The 21,313-nt window shown below is 69.3% G+C and carries 19 protein-coding genes; 10 read left to right on the forward strand and 9 right to left on the reverse strand.

What is annotated here, in order from left to right; genetic code table 11:
- Together ABNF93_RS31825 and ABNF93_RS31830 are read left to right on the forward strand one after the other, a co-directional pair.
- Nucleotides 1–270, forward strand: a 270-nt coding sequence (locus ABNF93_RS31825) for a UDP binding domain-containing protein (RefSeq protein ID WP_349331963.1), incomplete at its 5' end; no start/stop codon positions are given.
- 2 nt (nt 271–272) lie between these two features.
- On the forward strand, nt 273–1,451 hold the full coding sequence (locus tag ABNF93_RS31830; RefSeq protein ID WP_349331964.1) for a glycosyltransferase: 1,179 nt from the start codon (nt 273–275) through the stop codon (nt 1,449–1,451).
- 266 nt (nt 1,452–1,717) lie between these two features.
- Here ABNF93_RS31830 and wecB read toward each other — a convergent pair whose 3' ends face one another.
- Nucleotides 1,718–2,785 (reverse strand): non-hydrolyzing UDP-N-acetylglucosamine 2-epimerase, encoded by a 1,068-nt coding sequence (wecB, locus tag ABNF93_RS31835; protein ID WP_349331965.1) that lies wholly within the window; start codon nt 2,783–2,785, stop codon nt 1,718–1,720.
- Between the two features lie 217 nt (nt 2,786–3,002).
- On the opposite strand from wecB, the gene ABNF93_RS31840 reads away from it, so the two are divergent.
- Nucleotides 3,003–4,298 (forward strand): nucleotide sugar dehydrogenase, encoded by a 1,296-nt coding sequence (locus ABNF93_RS31840; RefSeq protein WP_349332014.1) that lies wholly within the window; start codon nt 3,003–3,005, stop codon nt 4,296–4,298.
- A 56-nt stretch (nt 4,299–4,354) separates the two neighbouring features.
- Here ABNF93_RS31840 and ABNF93_RS31845 read toward each other — a convergent pair whose 3' ends face one another.
- Both ABNF93_RS31845 and ABNF93_RS31850 read right to left on the reverse strand, forming a co-directional pair.
- Nucleotides 4,355–5,368, reverse strand: coding sequence for a lysozyme (locus ABNF93_RS31845; protein ID WP_349331966.1), 1,014 nt, complete (start codon nt 5,366–5,368; stop codon nt 4,355–4,357).
- Between the two features lie 302 nt (nt 5,369–5,670).
- Nucleotides 5,671–6,864 carry a GH25 family lysozyme gene (locus tag ABNF93_RS31850; RefSeq protein WP_349331967.1) on the reverse strand — a complete coding sequence of 398 codons (1,194 nt, stop codon included), beginning with the start codon at nt 6,862–6,864 and terminating at the stop codon, nt 5,671–5,673.
- A 750-nt stretch (nt 6,865–7,614) separates the two neighbouring features.
- Here ABNF93_RS31850 and ABNF93_RS31855 point away from each other — a divergent pair.
- A complete protein-coding gene (locus ABNF93_RS31855) occupies nt 7,615–8,292 on the forward strand; it encodes a sugar transferase (RefSeq protein ID WP_349331968.1) in 678 nt (225 codons plus the stop codon).
- Nucleotides 8,293–8,344: 52 nt separating this feature from the next.
- On the opposite strand, the gene ABNF93_RS31860 is transcribed toward ABNF93_RS31855, so the two are convergent.
- Nucleotides 8,345–9,052, reverse strand: coding sequence for an acetyltransferase (locus ABNF93_RS31860; protein ID WP_349331969.1), 708 nt, complete (start codon nt 9,050–9,052; stop codon nt 8,345–8,347).
- A 141-nt stretch (nt 9,053–9,193) separates the two neighbouring features.
- Here ABNF93_RS31860 and cysD point away from each other — a divergent pair, with 141 nt between their 5' ends.
- Both cysD and ABNF93_RS31870 read left to right on the forward strand, forming a co-directional pair.
- Nucleotides 9,194–10,099: a sulfate adenylyltransferase subunit CysD gene (gene cysD, locus ABNF93_RS31865; protein WP_349331970.1), complete on the forward strand. Its 906-nt coding sequence runs from the start codon at nt 9,194–9,196 to the stop codon at nt 10,097–10,099.
- On the forward strand, nt 10,099–11,349 hold the full coding sequence (locus ABNF93_RS31870; protein WP_349331971.1) for a sulfate adenylyltransferase subunit 1: 1,251 nt from the start codon (nt 10,099–10,101) through the stop codon (nt 11,347–11,349). Before cysD ends, ABNF93_RS31870 begins: the two co-directional genes overlap by 1 nt.
- Nucleotides 11,350–11,561: 212 nt before the next feature.
- Here ABNF93_RS31870 and ABNF93_RS31875 read toward each other — a convergent pair whose 3' ends face one another.
- From ABNF93_RS31875 to ABNF93_RS31885, 3 genes are all read right to left on the reverse strand, one after another.
- Complete coding sequence (locus ABNF93_RS31875) at nt 11,562–12,746, reverse strand: glycine C-acetyltransferase (protein WP_502877662.1); 1,185 nt, start codon at nt 12,744–12,746, stop codon at nt 11,562–11,564.
- Nucleotides 12,747–12,948: 202 nt separating this feature from the next.
- Nucleotides 12,949–14,004 carry an L-threonine 3-dehydrogenase gene (gene tdh, locus ABNF93_RS31880; protein ID WP_349331973.1) on the reverse strand — a complete coding sequence of 352 codons (1,056 nt, stop codon included), beginning with the start codon at nt 14,002–14,004 and terminating at the stop codon, nt 12,949–12,951.
- A gap of 76 nt (nt 14,005–14,080) precedes the next feature.
- Nucleotides 14,081–14,650 (reverse strand): TIGR03086 family metal-binding protein, encoded by a 570-nt coding sequence (locus ABNF93_RS31885; protein WP_349331974.1) that lies wholly within the window; start codon nt 14,648–14,650, stop codon nt 14,081–14,083.
- A 97-nt stretch (nt 14,651–14,747) separates the two neighbouring features.
- Here ABNF93_RS31885 and ABNF93_RS31890 point away from each other — a divergent pair, with 97 nt between their 5' ends.
- Nucleotides 14,748–15,104 (forward strand): hypothetical protein, encoded by a 357-nt coding sequence (locus ABNF93_RS31890; protein ID WP_349331975.1) that lies wholly within the window; start codon nt 14,748–14,750, stop codon nt 15,102–15,104.
- Between the two features lie 59 nt (nt 15,105–15,163).
- On the opposite strand, the gene ABNF93_RS31895 is transcribed toward ABNF93_RS31890, so the two are convergent.
- Nucleotides 15,164–16,576: a serine hydrolase domain-containing protein gene (locus ABNF93_RS31895; protein ID WP_349331976.1), complete on the reverse strand. Its 1,413-nt coding sequence runs from the start codon at nt 16,574–16,576 to the stop codon at nt 15,164–15,166.
- A gap of 333 nt (nt 16,577–16,909) precedes the next feature.
- Between ABNF93_RS31895 and purF the strand changes: the two genes are divergently transcribed.
- On the forward strand, nt 16,910–18,481 hold the full coding sequence (gene purF / locus ABNF93_RS31900) for an amidophosphoribosyltransferase (protein WP_349331977.1): 1,572 nt from the start codon (nt 16,910–16,912) through the stop codon (nt 18,479–18,481).
- A gap of 150 nt (nt 18,482–18,631) precedes the next feature.
- Nucleotides 18,632–19,711, forward strand: a complete 1,080-nt coding sequence (purM, locus tag ABNF93_RS31905; protein ID WP_349331978.1) for a phosphoribosylformylglycinamidine cyclo-ligase — start codon at nt 18,632–18,634, stop codon at nt 19,709–19,711.
- A gap of 15 nt (nt 19,712–19,726) precedes the next feature.
- On the opposite strand, the gene ABNF93_RS31910 is transcribed toward purM, so the two are convergent.
- Complete coding sequence (locus ABNF93_RS31910) at nt 19,727–19,936, reverse strand: DUF3073 domain-containing protein (protein ID WP_349331979.1); 210 nt, start codon at nt 19,934–19,936, stop codon at nt 19,727–19,729.
- Between the two features lie 472 nt (nt 19,937–20,408).
- Between ABNF93_RS31910 and ABNF93_RS31915 the strand changes: the two genes are divergently transcribed.
- Nucleotides 20,409–21,311 (forward strand): NAD-dependent epimerase/dehydratase family protein, encoded by a 903-nt coding sequence (locus ABNF93_RS31915; RefSeq protein ID WP_349331980.1) that lies wholly within the window; start codon nt 20,409–20,411, stop codon nt 21,309–21,311.
- Nucleotides 21,312–21,313: the final 2 nt, after the last annotated feature.

Here is a 21,313-nt window from a genome sequence, read left to right on the forward strand (position 1 = left end):
GCCGACCAACGCGAATCACCCGCCCGCCCCGTCGCCCGCCGACTCCGCCGAATGGGCGCCCACCTCACCTTCCACGACCCCTACGTCGACCACTGGATCCTCGACGACACCGAAGTGCCCCGAGTGGAAGACCTCGACCAAGCCCTCCACACCGCCGACGTGAGTCTCCTCCTCCAAGCCCACACCGCCTACGACCCCAAAACACTCCGAGCGGCCCGACTACTCTTCGACACCCGGGGCGTCAGCGACGGGACAGCCGAGGTGCTCTGACGATGCCCGGGCTGGGGGTGGGTTCCGCCGGGCGAAGGTCACCGACGGGCGGGGCGACACTGCGCGTGCTGGTGTGCACGGTGGTGCATCACCCGCAGGACGCGCGGATCCTCCACCGGCAGATCAGGGCCATGCTCGACGCCGGCTACTCGGTCACCTACGCCGCACCGTTCTCCGCGTGCAACACCGAGCCGTGGCCGGAGTTCACGGCCATCGACCTGCCGCGGGCGGTGGGTCGCGCCAGGGGCGAGGCACTACGAGCGGCGCGCCGGATGCTGCGTACGCATGGACATGAGGTCGACGTCGTCCTGCTTCACGATCCTGAGCTGTTGCTGGTACTGCCCGGGCTGGACATTCCCGGAGCCGTGGTCTGGGACGTGCACGAGGACACCAGCGCCGCCCTGATCGCGAAGCGCTGGCTGCCAGGACTGCTCCGACCGCTCGCGCGGATGGGCGTCCGGATGGTCGAGGACCGCGCCGAACGGAGCCTGCGGCTGATCCTCGCCGAGGAGGGCTACCGCAACCGCTTCCGCCAGATCCATCCCGTCGTCCCCAACACGACGTACGTACCGGAGAACGTCTCGACCGCCGGCGACGACCGGGTGGTGTACGTCGGCCACCTTGCCGCCGCCCGCGGGGTCGACGTCATGGTCGAGACGGCTCGCCACCTCGCCGGGAGCGGGCTCACCGTCGACGTCGTGGGGCATGCCGATGGCCATTCCCGCGGAGCCCTCCGGGCCGCGCAGGACAACGGCTGGCTCCGGTGGCACGGGTTCGTCCCCAACGACAAGGCGATGGCGTTCCTCGACGGTGCCATGTGCGGGCTTTCGCTTCTGCAGGATCTGCCCAACTACCGGCATTCGATGCCGACGAAGGTGCTCGAGTACATGGCCCACGGCGTACCCGTCGTGACCACCCCGCTGCCGGCGGCGGTGTCGCTGATGCAGGTGCACAAGTGCGGGGTCGTCGTCCCCTTCGACGACCCGGAGGCGACCGCTGCGGCGGTGTTGCGGCTGCACCGCGACGCCGCCCTGCGTACCTCCATGGGTCTGCGCGGCCATCAGGCCGCCCGGGTGGGATACCACTGGCCGGACACCGCGCGGGAGTTCCTCACCCGGATCGAGTCATGGGCCCAGGCAGCCCGCCCGCGTCCCTGCCTGACCCTCGGCACCACGCTCTGACCGAGCGGCGCGGCTGTGGGCGAGTGAGCGGCGAGGCGCCAGGGAAAGCGCCCGAAGATGCCACTTGCCTAGTCAGCCAGGCTTTCCTAACGCCGAGCTTGGGCCGGTGGCATCGGGCCAGGTGAGTGTCCTGGTCGGCCAGGCTGGAGGTACCGGGGCAAGGCGTTGATGCCTGTTTTCGGGCGACTGGCCTGGTCAGCCAGGCTTCCGCGACCCCGCCTACCCCGCCTACCCCGCCTACCCCGCCGACCGCAGCGGACGAGGTTCTAAGCCTCGGCGAGCACGTCCACGACCCGTTCGGCGGCGTGGCCGTCGCCGTAGGGGGTGCCTCTGTCCGACGCCGGCTTGTCCCGGTCCGCCAGCTCCTTGACCTTCGTGAGCCCCGGGTCGAGGACGTTCCAGCCGCCGGCGAGCGTCTCGACCCATTCGGTCTCGGTCCGCAGCGTCGTGCACGGGGTCCCCAGGAGGTACGCCTCCTTCTGCAGGCCGCCGGAGTCGGTGACGACGCCGCGGGCGCCGAGCAGGGCACGCACCATGTCGGGATAAGCGAGTGGTGCCACCGGGTGCAGCGCGCCCCGCCGCAGCACGAGGCCGTACGCCTGGCACCGTGCCTCCAGCCGGGGGTGGGCGAGGAGCGCCACCGGCACGTCGAGTCCCGCGAGGGCGTCGAGCACCGCGGCCAGCCGGACCGGGTCGTCGGTGTTCTCCGCCCGGTGGACCGTCGCGACGACGAAACCGACCGACGACTCCGCGACCGCCGCCGGCAGCTCGTCCGGCAGGGGCAGCTCAGCCACGCTCGCGCGTACCTTCAGGCACACGTCGGTCATCACGTCGCCGACGAGGAGCGACCGCTCGGCGAGTCCTTCGCGGGCCAGGTGACCCATCGCGAGCTCGGTCGGCGCCAGCAGCAGGTCGGCGGCGTGGTCGGTCAGGACACGGTTGTGCTCCTCGGGCATGGCGCGGTTGAACGAGCGCAGCCCCGCCTCGAGGTGCGCCACCCGTCGTTGCTGCTTGACCGCGGCGAGCGCGGCGGCGACGGTCGAGTTCGTGTCGCCGTAGACGAGCACCCAGTCGGCCGACACCTCTGTGAGCACCGGGTCGAGCGCGGCCAGCATCGCGCCGGTCTGCACGCCGTGCGTACCCGATCCGATCCCCAGGTGGACGTCCGGCGCCGGGATGGCCAGATCGGCGAAGAACACCTCCGACATCCGCGCGTCGTAGTGCTGGCCGGTGTGGATGATCACGTGCTCGTGAGCGGTCCGGGCGAACGCCGCCGCCACGGGGGCCAGCTTCACGAACTGCGGACGTGCTCCGACCACGCTGATGACCTTCACGGTGACTCTCCTCGCGCTAGGGTGACTCTCCTCGCGCTGGCAGGGCGGATCCGTCCGTAGTTCGCAGCGCTTTCCGACCGGCACCGCCTCGCATCCGACCGCGCCCGACCCTTCGTTCGTCCGGATCCGGACGCTCGGCACGTTACTCTAGCGAGCGCTGGCGCATGTCCTGCCACAACGCCACGGAGGCCGGCTTCTCGTGAATGTCACCGATCCGTTGACGATCGCCGTCGTCGGGCTGGGCAAGATCGGCCTGCCCCTTGCGGTCCAGTACGCGGGCAAGGGCCACCGCGTCATCGGGGTCGACGTCAACCCGCGCGTGGTGGAGCTGGTCGGTTCCGGCACCGAGCCGTTCCCCGGCGAAGCCGATCTCGACGTACGCCTGAAGCAGGTCGTCGCCGACGGACGCCTGCGCGCGACCACCGACTACGCGGCGGCGATCCCCGACGCTTCGCATGTCGTGGTCGTCGTCCCCCTCTTCGTCGACGCCGAGGGCGTACCCGACTTCGGCTGGATGGACGCCGCGACCGGCGACATCGGGGCGCACCTCACCCGCGGCACCACGGTGATCTATGAGACGACGCTGCCGGTCGGCACGACGCGTACCCGCTGGAAGCCCGCGCTCGAGCAGCGCTCGGGGCTGACGTGTGGCACCGATTTCTGGGTCGCGTTCTCACCCGAGCGGGTGCTGACCGGCCGGGTGTTCGCCGACCTGCGGCGCTATCCCAAGCTGATCGGCGGGCTCGACCCGGTGGCGGCTGACCGGGCGCGGGCGCTCTACGCCGCGGTCCTCGACTTCGACGACCGGCCGGATCTTCCGCGGCCCAACGGTGTCTGGGACCTCGGGTCGGCCGAGGCTGCGGAGCTGGCGAAGCTCGCCGAGACCACCTACCGCGATGTCAACATCGGGTTGGCGAACCAGTTCGCGCGGTACGCAGGCGAGCACGGCATCGACATCCACGCGGTCATCGACGCCTCGAACTCCCAGCCGTACAGCCATATCCACCGGCCCGGCATCGCCGTCGGCGGGCACTGCATCCCGGTGTATCCACGGCTCTACCTCTGGAACGACCCGTCCGCCACCGTGGTGCGGGCCGCCCGCGACGCCAACTCCGAGATGCCCGCCTACGCCGTGGGGTTGCTGGCACAGTCCTACGGCGATCTCGCGGGTGCCCGCGTCGTGGTGCTGGGTGCGGCGTACCGCGGTGGAGTGAAGGAGACGGCGTTCTCCGGTGTCTTCCCGACCGTCGACGCACTGCGGGCGGCGGGGGCTGACGTCGTGGTGCACGATCCGTTGTACGCCGACGACGAGTTGACCGGGCTCGGGTTCACGGCGTACCACCTGGGCGAGCCGGTCGACGCCGCCATCGTGCAGGCCGACCACGCCGACTACCGCGGTCTCGGCCCGGCGGACCTGCCTGGCATTCGCGCACTCGTCGACGGCCGGGCGCTCACCGATGCGACACGGTGGCGCGAGGCCGGGGTGCTGCACCGCACCATCGGCGTCGCGTAGCCACGGCCAGGTGCGGGGACACACGCGTTGCCGTGGCCCTGCAGCCGAGAGTCAGCTCAGCCGTTGGCGAGCTCCTGGAGCCGGTCGTACGCACCGTTGAAGTAGTTCTGGTCCAGCGGGCTGCTGGTGTACTGCCAGATCGTCCGCGTACCCCATCCGGCGGGCAGTGTGCCGGGCGTGCTGGCGTACCGCGCGATCCACAACGGGTTCGTCGAGCCGAAGGACGCGTTGTTGCCCGTGCACTGCGTCCACCAGTCCGTCGTCGTGTAGATCACCGCGTCGCGACCGGTCCGCGCCTTGTACTGGTTGGTGAAGCTGCGGATCCAGCTCACCATCGCGCTCTGGGAGAGCCCGTAACACGTGGCGCCGTAAGGGTTGTACTCGATGTCGAGCGCACCAGGAAGGGTCTTGCCGTCACCTGACCAGCCGCCGCCGTGGTCGACGAAGTAGTTGGCCTGGGTGGCGCCGCTCGTGGTGTCCGGCCGCGCGAAGTGGTAAGCGCCGCGGATCATCCCGATGTTGTAGGACCCGTTGTACTGCTGGGCGAAGTACGGATTGGTGTAGTAGGTGCCCTCGGTCGCCTTGACGTAGGCGAACTTCTTGCCCTGCCCCCACCAGTACGCCCAGTCGACGTTGCCCTGGTGGCTCGCGACGTCGATGCCGGGGGTCTGTGTGGCGGCGGCCCGGATCGCGCGGGACGGCGCGGCCACCGGCTTGTCCTGGTGGGCGCTCCATCCCATGTAGGCCCCACCCAACCGGTCGACGCCGGCCGCGCGTGCGGATGTCGTGCGTGTCGTGGATGCGGCGGGTGCCGTGGATGCGGTGGCTGTCGTGGGCGCGGCGCGGGCGGTGGATGCGAGGACGACCCGCGGGCCCGAGGTGGTCAGTAGCCCGTCGGAGTAGGGCGCCATCGCGGCCAGCGAGGGCGAGGAGAGGCTCAGGGTGACGGCGGTCGTGGCGACGGCGAGGGCGGCGAGACGCTGGCGCGTCCGATGGCGAGGTGCCGTGTCGCGAGGTGCGGTGTCGCGAGGTGCGGTGTCGCGAGGTGCGGTGTCGCGAGGTGCGGCCATGAAGTCTCCTTCGGTGGCAGGCGTACCGAGTGGCACCGCACCGGACGTTAACGGCCCGCGTCACCGGCGCCGGTACGGATGCTAAGGAGAGATCATCGAGCCAGACAGTCAGCTGGCAGCAAGTTTCCACCTGCCTGCTGGCCCGTCTTCCGATGGCCCGTCTGCCGATGGCCCGTCTGCCGATGGCCTGCCTGCCGATGGCCTGCCTGCCGATGGCCTGCCTGCCCGATGGCCTGCCTGCCCGTGTGCAAGGTCCGGCGGCCCCAGCGCACCACGCACGCGCGTGAGGCCGCCGGAACCCCTCACCTGCGGGCGAGCTCCTTCAGTTCCGCCCACGAACCCTTGAAGTAGTTCTTGTCGAGCGGGGTGTCGGTGTACTGCCAGATCGTGTGGCGTTCCCAGCCACCCGGGGCCTTGCCCGGACGAGGGTTGTAGCTCGCGAGCCACAGCGGATGGTCGCTGAACGCCTGGGAGTCACCGGTGCAGTCGCGCCACCAGTTGCCGTTGGTGTAGATGATCGCCTTGCGTCCGGTGAGTTTCTCGTACGTCGTGAGGAAGTCGCCGGTCCAGGCGACGATTTCCTCGGGCGAGAGGTTGTAGCACGTCGGCCGTCCGACGGCTTCACCGAATTCGATGTCGAGAACGCCTGGCAGTGTTCGACCATCTGCCTTTCCGCCGCCCCCGTTCGCGACGAAGAATTTCGCCTGTGCGGCGCCACTCGGGCCGTCAGGAAGCGCGAAGTGATAGGCGGTGCGGAGCATTCCGACCCGGCCTGCGCCTTCCCATTGTTCGTCGAAGGTGTCGCTGATGAAGTGCGTGCCCTCGGTGGCCTTGATGGAGGAGAAGCGCATGCCCTGGCGCCACCAGTAGTCCCAGTCCATATTGGGTTGAAAGCTCGAGATGTCGATTCCACGGACCCGGATCCAGCCGTTCATGTTGACCTGGTGGCCGTTGCGCTCGGCCGCGAGGGCGCTCTCGTCGCCGCGTCCGGCCCTCCGTCCGTTCGTGCCCCGGTCGGTTCGGTCGCCGCGGCCGGCGCGGGACTCTTCCTGCTGGGTCAGGGCTTTCTGGTCGACCTCGGCCTGGCCGGTGACCGTGCCGCCATCGCGTTCGCCTGCGTCGCTCCCGCCGGCGTCGCCCTGGTGTCCGTCGTGGGAGTCACTGGTCCCGTCGTCTGACTGGGAGGCGTCGTCGCCGTCCTGCTCGCGCACGCCGGCGCCGGCCGCGGCGTCCGGGTCGCCGCCATCCCCGCTGGCGGACACGCCGCTCTCGGAGTCCGAGCCGACCCCCTCTTCGCCTGCCAGGCTGTCTCCGGTGACGGTGATCCCACCCTGGTCCGCGGCATGATCAACGCCGCTCCGGTCGACGCTGAAGGTCGGGATGGCGAGCCCGGCGGTGAGTGCCGCGGCACCGACATAGACGGCGAGGGTCTTCCAGGACGGCCGTTTGCGAAAAAGACGGTCAGGCCTCGGGATTTCGACGGCAAACAGCCTCACAAGCTCTCCTCCGGGTCGGGACATCAGGCGTGAACGGCTCGCCGAAATCCCGACTGTCAGGCACACAGGCGTGGTGAGGACAGCCAGATCGGTCGACGCGAGTGGATCAGCGATGCGTGAGCAGCGTGAAGGTGCGTGTCGCGGGGCTGTGATTCCGGGAGCCGCTGTTCTGTTCGGGTACCTGGTCTCCGGGTACCTGGTTGTGGTGCCGGTTGCGGCCCCCGCGGCCGACCTGCGCATTCTGCGCGAGCACTTGCGGGCTTTCCAACCCGGGAGTCCACAATGCGGGAAATTGCCGGTAGGCCTGCGACTTATCCACACCCACGCAACGCAATGTCCGGCTCGGGAGTGATGTACTTGGATCGTCAGTCTGCCCGGATATGGGCGGCAGGCGGTACGTGGTCTGGATCGCAGGCGGTCTGACGTCCCTGGACCTGGCCTGGTCCTGCGTTCCTGGGCTCACCCGGCGGGTCGGAGTCGTACCGTCGGTCGTCCGCACGCGGGCGACGGGCGATCCGACCCGCCGGCCGCGTCACACACGACCCGGCGCGGTGGATGGGGTTCGGTGAAATGGGGGACAGCGATGCCCGGACGCGCAGCGCATGACGGAGGAGTCAGCCGGCCAAGGCCGGGGCGAGGTGGCGCCGCCGCCACTCACAGCGCGCTGGTGTCGGGACCCCGCCCACGACGTAACCCCGCCGATGACGGCTCGTTCGTTCCAGTGAGGACGAGATGTACACGGGGTGAGCGGTGAGACTTCAGCCAGGACGCACTCTCAAGCGCGGCATCGACGTCGTCCTCGCCCTCGTCGGCCTCCTCACCCTCGTTCCGGTCATGGTGGCCGTCGCACTCCTGATCCGGTGGCGCCTCGGCGGGCCGGTCCTCTTCCGCCAGCGCCGCACGGGCATGGGCGGCCGGCAGTTCCGCGTCCTGAAGTTCCGTACGATGACCGACCGCCGGGACGCCCGCGGGGAACTCCTGCCCGACCACCGCCGCCTGACCAGGCTCGGGCGGCTCCTGCGCCGGCTGAGCCTCGACGAGATTCCGCAGCTCATCAACGTTCTGCGCGGGGACATGAGCGTTGTCGGCCCGCGGCCGCTGTTGCCGAAGTACGACACGTGGTACACCGCCACCGAGCGCCGCCGGTTCGACGTCCGGCCGGGCATCACCGGACTGGCGCAGATCGCCGGTCGCAACACGGTGGGATGGGGCACCCGGCTCAGCCTCGACGTGGAGTACGTCGACCGCTGGTCGCTCTGGCTCGACGCGGTGATCATCGTGCGGACGATCCGGGTCGTCTTCGCGCGAGAGGGTGCCGTCGCCGACCAGCGGGCGCTCATGTCCGACCTGGACGAGGAACGCGCCGAAGCGCTGACCGACGAACTCCTCCTCGACGCCGAGGGTCGCAAGCTCCTCCGCGCCTGCTGACCAGGCAAGGTCCTCGACCACGAGGGACCTCCTTCAATACCGCGTGGCTCCGTCAGCCGGGGGGCGCGGCCGCTGACCTGGTGAGCGGCCGGGCGGGCACCCCGACCACGGTCGTCCCGGCCGTGACGGAACGGGTCACCATCGCACCAGCGCCGACGTAGGCACCCGATCCGACCTCGAGACCCTGGAGTACGCACGCGTTGGAGCCGACCGTGACGCCGTGGCCGAGTCGGGCGCCGCCGGCGACGTTTGCCCCTGGGAAGACCGTCGCGAAGTCCTCCAGGACGGCGTCGTGGCCGATCGACGCGGTGTAGTTGACCTGCGTGTGGCGCCCGAGAACGCAGGACGACGAGATGTGGGCGAGGGCCAGGACCACCGAGCCGGCACCGACCGTCGTCTCCGGCCCGATGACCGCGCGTGGATGGACGACGGTGCGTGGCGTGAATCCTCGGGCGGCGAACTCGGCGGAAAGTCGCATTCGTACCGCCGGATCCGCGATGGCCACGACGAAGCCAGCGCCCGTATCGTCCGCCGGGTCGGAATCCGGATCTGCGTCGTCCGGATGGATCACCGGGAGCCCACGGATTCGCTCACCGGCGCGGGAATGATCACAGAACACCACGGGGGCAGCGTGACCACGGTCGTACCCGCGTCCCTCGTGATCGCGCTCGGCGCCACGGTCGGCATGATCACGCGCCGCGAGCACCGCGTCGTAGGTTTCGCGACCGAATCCCCCCGCACCGACGATGTACAGCGTCATGACCGGCCAGCCTAGTGACCGGCTCAGCTGGGGTATCCGCTCCCGCGTCCGTGATGCGGAGAGGCACCGGACCGCCGCTGGAGGGCCCAGGTAGCATCGCAGGGCGTCCGTCCCGTCCCGATGCCACGGCTGGTGGAGTTCATGTCCGTCGATTACCGATTGTCACACCTGCAGGCGCTCGAGGCCGAGTCGATCCACATCCTCCGTGAGGTCGCGGCCGAGTTCGAGCGACCAGCGTTGTTCTTCTCCGGTGGCAAGGACTCCTGTGTCATGCTCCGGCTCGCCGAGAAGGCGTTCTGGCCGGCGCGGATTCCATTCCCGCTTTTGCACATCGACACCGGGCACAACTTCCCCGAGGTGCTGGATTTCCGCGACCGGCGCGTCGAGGAGTTGGGCGTGCGACTGATCGTGGGGTCGGTCCAGAAGGCGATCGACGAGGGGCGGATCCGGGAGCGCCCGGGCGAGACCCGAAACCGGCTGCAGACCCCGGTGATCCTCGAGATGGTCGAGGAGCACCGGTTCGACGCGCTGCTTGGTGGCGGTCGCCGTGACGAGGAGAAGGCGCGAGCGAAGGAGCGGGTCTTCTCGTTCCGCGACGAGTTCGGTCAGTGGGACCCCAAGAACCAACGGCCCGAGCTGTGGAACCTCTACAACGGCCGGCTCCACACCGGCGAGTCGATCCGCGCGTTCCCCCTGTCCAACTGGACCGAGCTCGATATCTGGCAGTACACCGCCGACGAGGGCATGGAGATCCCGTCGATCTACTACGCGCACCGGCGGAAGGTGTTCCTGCGCGACGGCATGTTGCTCGCCGAGTCGGAGTTCGTACCTCGCCGGGAGGGCGAGGAGCTGACCGAGCAGACGGTGCGTTACCGCACTGTCGGCGACATCTCCTGCACGGGCGCGGTGGTGTCCACGGCAAGCACGATCGAGGAGATCATCGCCGAGGTCGCCACCAGCCGGGTCACCGAACGTGGAGCGACCCGGGCCGACGACAAGTTCTCCGAGGCCGCGATGGAAGACCGTAAGCGGGAGGGTTACTTCTGATGGATCTGCTGCGGTTTGCCACGGCCGGCAGCGTCGACGACGGCAAGAGCACGCTGATCGGCCGGCTGCTGTACGACTCGAAGGCGATCTTCGAAGACCAGCTCGAAGCGGTCGAACGCACGAGCCGCGACAAGGGCTTCGAGTACACCAACCTCGCGCTCCTCACCGACGGTCTGCGGGCTGAGCGGGAGCAGGGCATCACGATCGACGTGGCCTACCGCTACTTCGCGACGCCGCGGCGGAAGTTCATCATCGCCGACACGCCGGGCCACATCCAGTACACCCGCAACATGGTCACCGGTGCGTCCAACGCCGATCTCGCCCTGGTGCTGGTCGACGCCCGCAACGGCCTGGTCGAGCAGACCCGGCGGCATGCGTTCCTGGTGTCGTTGCTGCGGGTGCCGCACCTGGTGCTGTGTGTCAACAAGATGGACCTGGTGGGCTACGACAAGGCGGTGTTCGACCGGATCCACGAGGACTTCGTCGGCTTCGCCACCAAGCTGAACATCCCGGACCTCGAGGTCATCCCGATCTCCGCGCTGGAAGGCGACAACGTAGTCGACCGGTCGCCCAGCATGCCGTGGTACGACGGTCCGTCGTTGCTGCACCATCTCGAGAACGTCCACGTCGCGAGCGACCGCAACCTGGTCGACGTCCGCATGCCGGTGCAGTACGTCATCCGGCCACACTCCAACGACTACCACGACTACCGCGGTTACGCCGGTCAGATCGTCGGCGGTGTGCTCAAGCCGGGTGACGAGGTGATGGCGCTGCCGTCGGGGCTGACGTCCCGAGTGACCCACATCGACACCGCGGACGGACCGATCGACGAGGCGTACCCTCCGATGTCGGTGACGGTGCAGCTTGCCGACAACCTCGACATCTCGCGGGGCGACATGATCTGCCGGCCGCACAACGCACCGCACGCCGCCCAGAACGTCGACGCGATGGTGAGCTGGATGGTCGACAAGCCCCTGCAGCCAGGTCAGCGGATCCTCGTCAAGCACACCACGCGCACGGCCAAGGCGATCGTGAAGGGCCTGCACTACCGGCTCGACGTCAACACCCTGCACCGCGACGAGACGGCCGGCCAGCTCGGGCTCAACGAGATCGGCCGGATCGATCTTCGCGTGGCGCAGCCGCTGTTCGTCGACGAGTACCGCCGCAACCGGTGGACCGGCGGGTTCATCCTGATCGACGAGGCCACCAACGTCACCGTAGGCGCCGGCATGATCGTCAGCGCCACCTGACGATCCCGGCGCTGAGCGCGCTCGTCTGATGGTTCACTGAAACGGCAAGCACAGGACCGCCCTCACCACTTCCGGTGATCATGATCGTGGTCATGAAGCCGCAGAGGTCAGATGGCCCCGTTTCCCTTCACGGACCCGTTTGCCTTCATGATCACCGGGCCCATGTCGCCGACCCATTCGGTTCATGATCACGGTCATGATCACGGGGAGGATCACGGGGAGGGGGAGGTGGCGACCTTCTCGCGTGCCGCCGCGAAGGCGGTGGCGGCGCGGTCGAGGTCGTCGCGGCTGTGGGCCGCCGACATCTGCGTACGAATGCGCGCCGTGCCGTGCGGCACCACCGGGTAGGAGAACGCCGTCACGTAGACTCCGAGCTCGAGCAGCGCAGCGGCCATCCGCCCCGCCAGGACGGCGTCGCCGAACATGACCGGGATGATCGGATGCTCGCCCGGGAGCACGTCGAAGCCCAGATCGACCATCCGCGCGCGGAAGTACGCAGTGTTGTCGCGCAGGCGCTCGCGCAGCTCGTCAGAGGAGTCGAGGAGGTCGAGCGCCCGGATCGACGCGGCCGCGATCGACGGCGCGAGCGAGTTGGAGAACAGGTACGGACGCGACCGCTGCCGCAGCACCTCCACGATCTCGGCGCGGGCGGAGGTGTAGCCGCCACTCGCCCCGCCCAGTGCCTTGCCGAGCGTGCCGGTGAGGATGTCGATCCGGTCGACGACGCCGTGCAGCTCCGGCGTACCCCGGCCGTGCGCGCCCACGAACCCCACCGCGTGCGAGTCGTCGACCATGACGAGCGCGTCATGTCGCTCGGCGAGGTCGCAGATGTCGGCGAGCGGTGCGAGGTAGCCGTCCATCGAGAAGACCCCGTCGGTGGCGATCAGCCGGAACCGCGCATCGGCCGCGGCCTTCAGCTGGACCTCGAGGTCGGCCATGTCGGCGTTCTTGTAGCGAAAGCGCCGCGCCTTGCACAGGCGTACGCCGTCGATGATGCTCGCGTGGTTGAGCGCGTCGGAGATGATCGCGTCCTCAGGCCCCAGCAGGGTCTCGAAGAGGCCGGTGTTGGCGTCGAAGCACGAGCTGTAGAGGATCGTGTCCTCGGTGCCGAGGAAGTCCGAGATCCGGCGTTCGAGGCGTTTGTGCAGCTCCTGCGTACCGCAGATGAACCGCACCGACGCCATCCCGAAGCCCCACTCGTCGAGCCCGGCCTTCGCGGCCGCGATGAGCTCTGGATGGTCGGCGAGGCCGAGGTAGTTGTTGGCGCAGAGGTTCAGCACCTCGCGGCCGCCGGCAACGCCCACCGTCGCGCTCTGTGGAGTGGTGAGAGGGCGCTCGGCTTTGTAGAGACCCGCGGTACGGATCTCGTCGAGGGTGTCGCGGAGGTGGTCGCGGATCTTGCCGTACACGTCGTTCCCTTCGACCTGTGCCGGACGAGGGTGGTGTGTGCCCTCGTGGGATGGGGGACGCCCAGAGGCGAATCCCGATGGGATGAGGTTGCCCCTGTTACGAACCTATGGGATGAGGGGCGCCCTGATGCGAACCCGGTCGGGTCAAGGGGGTGCGCTCATGCGAACCCGGTCGGGTTGAGGGGCACCCTCAGGCAGCATGCTCGGGCGGATTCTGGTCCCAGTCCAGGAGTACCTTGCCGCACTGGCCTTCCCGCACGGTGGCGAACGCCGCTTCGTAGTCGGCGGCTGGGAACCGGTGCGTGATCACCGGCGTGATGTCGAGGCCCTCCGAGACGAGCACCGACATCGCGTACCACGTCTCCATCATCTGCCGGCCGTAGATTCCCTTGATCGTCAGCATCGACAACACCACCCGACTCCAGTCGATGCTGATCCGGTCCGACTCCGCCGGGATCCCGAGCATCGCGATCCGACCGCCGTGTGCCATCGCGTCGACCATGGCGGGCAGCGCGGTCGGGTGGCCGGACATCTCGAGGCCGATGTCGAAACCTTCCTTCATGCCGAGCTCGTGCTGCGCCTCGGCCAAGGTCGTACGCCCGACGTTGAGGGCGCGGGTGACACCGACCCGGCCGGCGAGCTCCAGCCGGTAGTCGTTGACGTCGGTGATGACGACGAACCGCGCTCCGGCGTGGCGTACGACGGCCGCCGCCATGATCCCGATCGGTCCGGCGCCGGTGATCAGCACGTCCTCGCTCAGCACCGGAAACGTGAGCGCCGTGTGGACCGCGTTCCCGAACGGATCGAAGATCGTCGCCGCGTCGAGGTTGATGTCGGCCGGGTGCCGCCACACGTTGGTCGCCGGCAGCGTGAGGTAGTCGGCGAACGCACCGGACCGGGACAGTCCGACTCCCTGCGTGTGCGCGCACAGGTGCCTGCGCCCGGCCATGCAGTTGCGGCAGCGCCCGCACACCAGGTGGCCCTCGCCGCTCACGACGTCGCCGACCTCGAGCTCGGTGACGCCGGCGCCCAGCTCGACGATCCTGCCGACGAACTCGTGGCCGATGACGAGCGGGACGGGTACGTGGGCGCGGGCCCAGTCGTCCCACGAGACGATGTGCAGGTCGGTGCCGCAGATCCCGGTCTGCAGGATCCGGATGAGGACCTCACCGGCTGCCGGCGCCGGGTCAGGGATCTCCTCCAGCCACAGCCCGGGCTCGGCCTTCGCCTTCACCAACGCACGCATCGCCGACGTCTCCCACCGGGTCCGGCGTCCGGACCCCTCGCTCCTGCCGCGCCCGCCGCCGTGTCCGGTCGCTGGCCTACGGATGGCGGCCGGTGAGGCCGATCAGCTGGTCCTGCCGGTCGTTCCCCGCGACCTTGACCGGGGGCGCGAAGATGCTTGTGCCCTGCCACTGGGGCACGACCTGCTCGGCGTACTCCCATACGTACTCAACCACGTCCGGGTCGAGCCGGTCCGGCAGACCGGCTGCCTGGGCGAGATCCCAGGCGTGGACGGTGAGGTCCATGAGCATCTGGTTCGCGTACTCCGCGACGGGCGCGTCGCCCATCGAGAGGTGCACTGACAGGTCGTCGGAAGCCCCTGCCCACGCGGCGAGCGAGTCGTCGATCGCGGCCGCCCAGCGCGTGGCTGGCTCGTCGCCGATCACGTCCCCGTCGTATCGGTCGCCGACCTCGCTGATGGTCTCGCCGCGGAGCAGGTGCGGTGCCCACAGGTGTTCGGCGACCACGTGGTTGACCAGGTCGTGGACCGACCATTCGGTGCAGGGGGTGCGTGCCTTCCACAGATCAGCGGGTACGCCGTGCACCCGATCGCCGAAGAGCCTGGCGGCCCGCGGCATGAGGGTCCGCGCGGTCGGTCTCGTCGCCATCGTTGTCGCCTCCCGCAGGTGATCGGGCGTCAGAACGTGGTGAGTGTCGCCTCGCTGGTACGTAGCGAGGGGGAGTACGGGCTGCTAGAGTTCGAACATGTATTCGAATAAGACTCACGGGCCGAGTCTCGCCCCGCTGACTGAGATCGATCCGATCGCCCTGGGCCAGGCCGGGCTCCAGGCACTCGCCCTGGCCGGCACGGCGATCCTCGCACGCTACGCCCGCTCCCAGGACCGTGCCGACGAAATGGCCGATTTGGAGGGTACCCTCCCGCACCCTGACCGGAGCATTCTCATGAGCGCGCTGGGGGCGTTCGCCGAACCGCAGGCGGCCGCGAGCTCTGGTGAGGAGGACGTTCGCCGGCAGGCCGATGCCGTCGCGGCGATGTGCCTGCGGGCCCGAACCACCCTCACCCGCCAGGACCGGCTCGTGCCCGGGGCCAGGCAGCGATGACCTTCGCCGGGTTCACGTCCGGCGGAAGGCTGCGGGTCAGGCGTTCGGCCTGGCGGTGGTCAGGCGTCGCTGGCCGGCCGGTCGAGGCCTGACCAGCCAGCCGGATCGACCCCGCCCGGCCCCGGCGCCTCAGGGTCGTACGGCTCCCGCGTGAAGGTGAACGTCGCGAGGTCGAGATGACTGACCCGGCAGTCTCCCGGGCCGCCGCGAGTGCTGCCGCCTCGCTCCGCGCCCTCCCGTACGACCCGTAGTGTCTCGCCGGCGTAGTAGCCGTCGAGTCCGATCCAGGTGCCGTCGCCGTTCGAGCGGAACCGCACCCGCTCGCCGCCGGACATCCGGGTGAGCTCGAGAAGCTCTCTGCCGCGCGCCCGCAGGACGAAAGCCGCGGGACCCCAGTACCACTGCCCGACGATCTCCAGGACGGAATCGTCCAGCGCGTCCACCGGCGCCCACTCCGCCGGCAGCCGCGGTTCGGCGTCGAGGACGATCCCGACGAGATCCGTGGCAACCCCGCCCACGCCGCTCGTCGTGTTCGCCAACGTGATGGCGCCGACCTGCTCGTCGACGTCGATGAGCAGGTCGGCAAGAAAGCCCGGCATGGAGCCCTGATGGCCCACCATGGTCCGGCCGTTCTGGCGCAGGACCCGCAGGCCGAGGCCGTAACCGTTCGTCCATTCCGGTGCCCGCTCGAGGATCACGGGGTCGCGGAGCTCGGCGAGGGTGGCCGGGCTCAGCACGCCGCCCGTGTCGCCGCCGATGAAGGCCGCCCATCTGGCCAGATCACCAATGGTCGACCAGAGCTGTCCGGCCGGGGCCATGGCGCCGGCGTCGTGGGCGGGCTCGGGCAGGACCAGATCGGCCCAGGGATGGACCGCGTATCCCTCGGCATGTGGTGCCTCCGGGAGATATGTCGTACGACGTAACTCCAGTGGTTCGAGGATCTCGCCGCGGAGGGCATCCCACCAGGACCGTCCCCGGTGCCGCGCGACGACCTCGCCGAGGATGGCGAAGCCCAGGTTGGAGTAGTGGTACCTCCGGCTGCCCGGATGCTTCACCGTGTGCGCGTCGAACGTCGACGACAGCGCTGGCCAGTCGTCGCCGGGCGTCCGCTCCCACCAGGGGCCGTCGCGCTCGGCCTGGGCACCGGACGTGTGCGACAGCAACTGGGCGATCGTCCGGTCGCCGAGCGGCGTGCCCGTGATGTGGCGTTCGAGCGGATCGGCGAAGTCCAGGCGTCCCTCGTCCCGGAGGCGGGCGACGAGCACGGCAGTGAACGTCTTGGTGATCGACCCGATCCGGGACTGGGTGTCGCTGCTGGGCACGGTGTCGTCCACGCGGCCACGGGAGCCGGTCCAGACGAGCGCCCCATCGCGGACCACACCGGCCATCAGCGCCGGCGCGCGGGCCTCGGCCTGCTCCCTGGCGATCCGGTGCAGCAGGCTCCGAGCCGTGCTCGGAAAGAGGTCGGACATGGCGTCACCGTACCGGCGGACCTTTCGGCCCTTCTGGTGCGCCGGTCTGGTGTATGTGCACGCCCCGGATCGGCAAGATGAATGACCACGTTGAGCATGCCTGCGGTAAGCGGAGCACGCATGTACGCCTGGTTGGGGTTCCACAGACATGCTCAACGTGGTCATTTGCCGGAATCGGCGGGTGGGCTTACGACACCGGCGCCTGGGTTGCCGCGGGGCGCGGGAGTGCGGGAGTGCGGGAGTGCGGGGCAAAGCGGATGACTCCGACCTCAGTCGGCGTTTCGCCGACCGCGACGTGGGCCCCGGCCAAGGCGTCTGGTTAGACTCGACAACGTGCCGGTGAGTGGCGATGGATCGCATTCCCACAGTGGCGTTTCCAGCCCCCAACATCCCTCGGGGGATCCGGGGGTCCCCCGGGCAAACCCGGAGCTCGCCTGGGCCCGCCCCCGCCTCCTCGATCCCGACGACCACCGACCCAAGGACGCCTGCGGCGTATTCGGGGTGTGGGCCGAGGGGGAGGAGGTCGCGAAGCTTACCTATTTCGGTCTCTACGCCTTGCAGCACCGCGGCCAGGAATCGGCCGGGATCGCGGTGAGCAACGGCCGCCAGGTGCTCGTCTACAAGGACATGGGCCTGGTTTCCCAGGTCTTCGACGAGGCCATCCTCGAGTCCCTCACCGGCCACATCGCGGTCGGTCACTGTCGCTACTCCACCACCGGGTCCAGCGTCTGGGAGAACGCCCAGCCGACGTTCCGGTCCACCGCGGCCGGCGGCCTCGCGCTGGCGCACAACGGCAATCTCACCAACTCGGGCGACCTGGTGGAGCTCGCCGCCAAGCGCGCGGCCGAGACCAGCTTGTTGGCGGCGCCGATCGGTGACGAGCGGTCCACGACCGACACGGGGCTGATCACCAACCTGCTGGCCAGCTACGCGGACCGGCCGCTGCTCGACGCGGCGGCCGAGGTGTTCCCCGCTCTGCGTGGTGCGTACTGCCTGGTCTTCATGAACGAGTCCACCCTGTACGCCGCTCGCGACCCGCAGGGCATCCACCCGCTGGTCATCGGAGCACTCGACACCGGCTGGGTGGTCGCCAGTGAGAACTCCGCACTCGACATCGTGGGTGCGTCGTTCGTCCGGGAGGTCGAGCCCGGTGAGGTGGTGGCGATCGACGGCACCGGCATCCGGTCGAAGAAGTTCGCCGCGGCCGAGCCGAAGGGCTGCCTGTTCGAGTACGTCTACCTCGCCCGCCCTGACGCCAGGATCGCCGGTCGCTCGGTCCAGGAGAGCCGGGTCGAGGTCGGCCGCCACCTGGCGCGGGACTACCCGGTCGACGCCGACCTGGTGATCCCGGTGCCGGAGTCCGCGACGCCCGCGGCGATCGGCTACGCCGAGGAGAGCGGCATCCCCTACGGCCACGGCCTGGTCAAGAACAGCTACGTCGGGCGGACGTTCATCCAGCCCAGCCAGACCATCCGCCAGCTCGGCATCCGGCTGAAGTACAACCCGCTCCGCGAGGTCATCGAGGGCAAGCGCCTCGTGATGGTCGACGACTCGATCGTGCGCGGCAACACCCAGAGCGCGCTGGTGCGCATGCTCCGCGATGCCGGTGCCCGCGAGGTCCACGTCCGCATCTCGAGCCCGCCGGTGAAGTGGCCGTGCTTCTACGGCATCGACTTCGCGTCGGCGACCGAGCTCATCGCCGCCGACATGGCCGTCGACGAGATCTGCCGGGCGATCGGGGCCGACTCGCTCGGCTTCATCGATCTCGACGCGCTGGTCGCGGCGAGCGGGCAGCCGGCCAACCAGCTGTGCCGGGCCTGCTTCGACGGGGTCTACCCGGTCGCCATCCCCGACGGCGCGCGCCTCGGCAAGCACCAGCTCGAGGTCGCGGTCAGCGGCCGGTGAACCTGTTGGCTGAGGGTGCGGGTGAGGTGAACCTGTTGGTCGAGGGTGCGCCTGATCCGAACCGGCCTTGGGTGAGGGGACCCCTGACGTGAACCTACCGGCCGAGGGTGCCCCTCATCCGAACCCGCGTGGGAGAGAGAGGACGTCGCCATGAGTGGATCCGGTGCCCCAGCAGGCACAGACCGTGGACTCTCGTACGCCGACGCGGGCGTCGACATCGAGGCGGCCGACCGAGCGGTCGACCTCATGCGGGACTGGATCGAGAAGACCCGCCGTCCCGAGGTGGTGGGTGGCATCGGCGGCTTCGCCGGGTTGTTCGACGCGTCCGCCCTGCGCGACTACCGCCACCCGCTGCTCGCGACATCCACCGACGGGGTGGGTACGAAGGTCGCGATCGCCCAAGCCCTCGACAAGCACGACACGATCGGCTTCGACCTGGTGGGCATGGTGGTCGACGACCTCGTGGTCTGTGGGGCGGAGCCGCTCTTCCTCACCGACTACATCGCGTGTGGCTCGGTTGTGCCCGAACGCATCGCGACGATCGTCAAGGGCATCGCCGAGGCGTGCGTCGTCGCCGGTTGCGCGCTGGTGGGCGGCGAGGTCGCGGAGCACCCTGGCCTGTTGGAGCCCGCGGAGTACGACGTGGCCGGCGCCTCGACCGGCGTCGTCGAGGCCGATGCGGTGCTCGGCCCGGACCGGGTCCGAGCCGGTGACGTGGTGATCGCGATGGCGTCGTCGGGCCTGCACGCCAACGGCTACTCACTCGTACGCAAGGTCCTCGCGGTCGCCGGCCGGCGGCTCGACGGTCACGTCGACGAGCTCGGTCGGACGCTCGGCGAGGAGCTGCTCGAGCCGACCAAGGTCTACGCGAAGGACTGTCTCGCCCTCGCTGAGGCGTACGACGTCCATGCGATGGCCCACATCACCGGTGGCGGGTTGGCCGCGAACGCGGCCCGGGTACTCCCGAACAACCTGGACCTGGTGCTCGACCGGTCGAGCTGGTCGCCGCCCCGGATCTGCACCCTGCTCGGTGAGTGGGGTGGCGTGGCGTCAGACGAACTCGAGCGCACCTTCAACATGGGTGTGGGCATGCTCGCCCTGGTGGAATCCGCCGACGTCGATGCCGCGGTCGACCTGCTCGTTGACCGCGGCATCCACGCCTGGGTTGCCGGAAGAGTGCTCGCAGGTGAGGGCTCCGCGCGTCTGGAGGGAAGCTACGGGCGGAGGTGACCGCGTTCGACCGCGTCAGCGGCGACGTGCGATGCGATCGTCCTCGTCGGCCCCGTCGTCAAGCTCGCCGTCGGGGTCATCCTGCTCGGCGTGAACGTTGCCGTTCTTGCCGTCCTCACGACTCGACAGTTCTCGTTGCAGCGCTTCGAGGTCGGTGTCGTGGGTGCGGTACTTCAGCTCCCGGGCGACCTTCGTCTGCTTGGCCTTGGCACGGCCGCGCCCCATGGGTCGACCCCCTCGCACAACATAAACCGGGGCAACACGGCACAGTGTGAAACACCGGCGTGCACCCTCGGGCTCACGGTCTCATCTGTTCGTAGGTCAACCGTACCGGCAGCCGCCGTAATCCCGCACGCCGGGTCCGACCCGCACCTCGACGCCGACAGTCGTTATCCACAGGTTTTCCACAATCATTCGAGCGGGAATCCGGGGTGACGAGACTCGAGTGTCCGACTTCGTACCGGATCGCGTGACATTGGGTGAACTGTCAACTCTCCCGTGTAGTCAACTTCGAAACTATCCGACCGAGTCCAGGATCGGGCAAGCCGGTCCAGACACCGAAATCGGCTCGAAGGTAGTCCGCTGGCTGGGATACAAAGGTGTCCGCACACATGGTCATCGGAGACCTTTCGTACGCCGGCTGGAGGCGCGGACTCAGCCCGTGCTCCCTCACACGAACGGCAGGGCACCCAATCGCATGACCCAGCGGACAGTGCTGCTCACCGGGGGCTCCGGTCACGTCGCCAGGCTCCTGATACCCGGACTCCGGGCGTACTCCCTCCGGCTTGTAGACCTGGTCAAGCCGGGCGACGTCCAGCCAGGCGGTTCCGGGGGAGACGGCGCCGTAGCAATGGGCGGAGGTGTCGGCAGCGCGGCGGCGGACCGCGACGTTGGTGCGGCCACGGGCGACGTCAGCCGTGGGGTGGGGGACGGTGACGTCGATGGTGCGGAGGCGTTGCCCCCGGAGGTGCGGGGCGGGGACCTGGCCGACCGCTCGTTCGCGGCCGAGGTCGTCGAAGGTGTCGACACGGTGCTGCACCTCGCGGCCAACCCGCACCCCAACGCCACCTGGGACTCGCTCCGTTCCCCGAACGTCGAAGCGCTGGTCAGCGTCCTCGAGGCCGCACAGCGGGCTGACGTACGAAGGGTGATCCTCGCGAGTTCCGTGCACGCGATGGGCGGTTACGTGCAACAGGAGCGGCACCCGGTCAAGGAGGAGTGGCCGCCATGGCCGTGCTGTGCGTACGGCGCGACCAAGGCGTTCGCGGAAGCACTGGGCCGCGCTTGCAGCTACCGGACCGGGCTGTCGGTCATCTGCCTACGTTTCGGGGGCGTCCAGCGGCGCCCGGGTTCGGTGGGTGCGATGGCCTTCTGGCTCGGGACGCCGGACCTGCGGCAGCTGGTCGGCCGCGCGATCGAGGCTGACGACATCCGCTTCGGGGTCTACCACGGCGTGTCGGCCAACACCCGCCGGGAGTGGGACACCTCCGGTGCCGTCGCCGACCTCGGGTACGCACCGACCTGTGACTCCGAGGAGTTCCTCGGTGAGATCGACCCCAACCCTGTCCGTGCGTTCTGCTCGCGCAGTCCACAGCCCTGAAC

It is taken from the genome of Actinopolymorpha sp. B9G3, from assembly GCF_040120725.1.
Taxonomy (GTDB): domain Bacteria; phylum Actinomycetota; class Actinomycetes; order Propionibacteriales; family Actinopolymorphaceae; genus Thermasporomyces.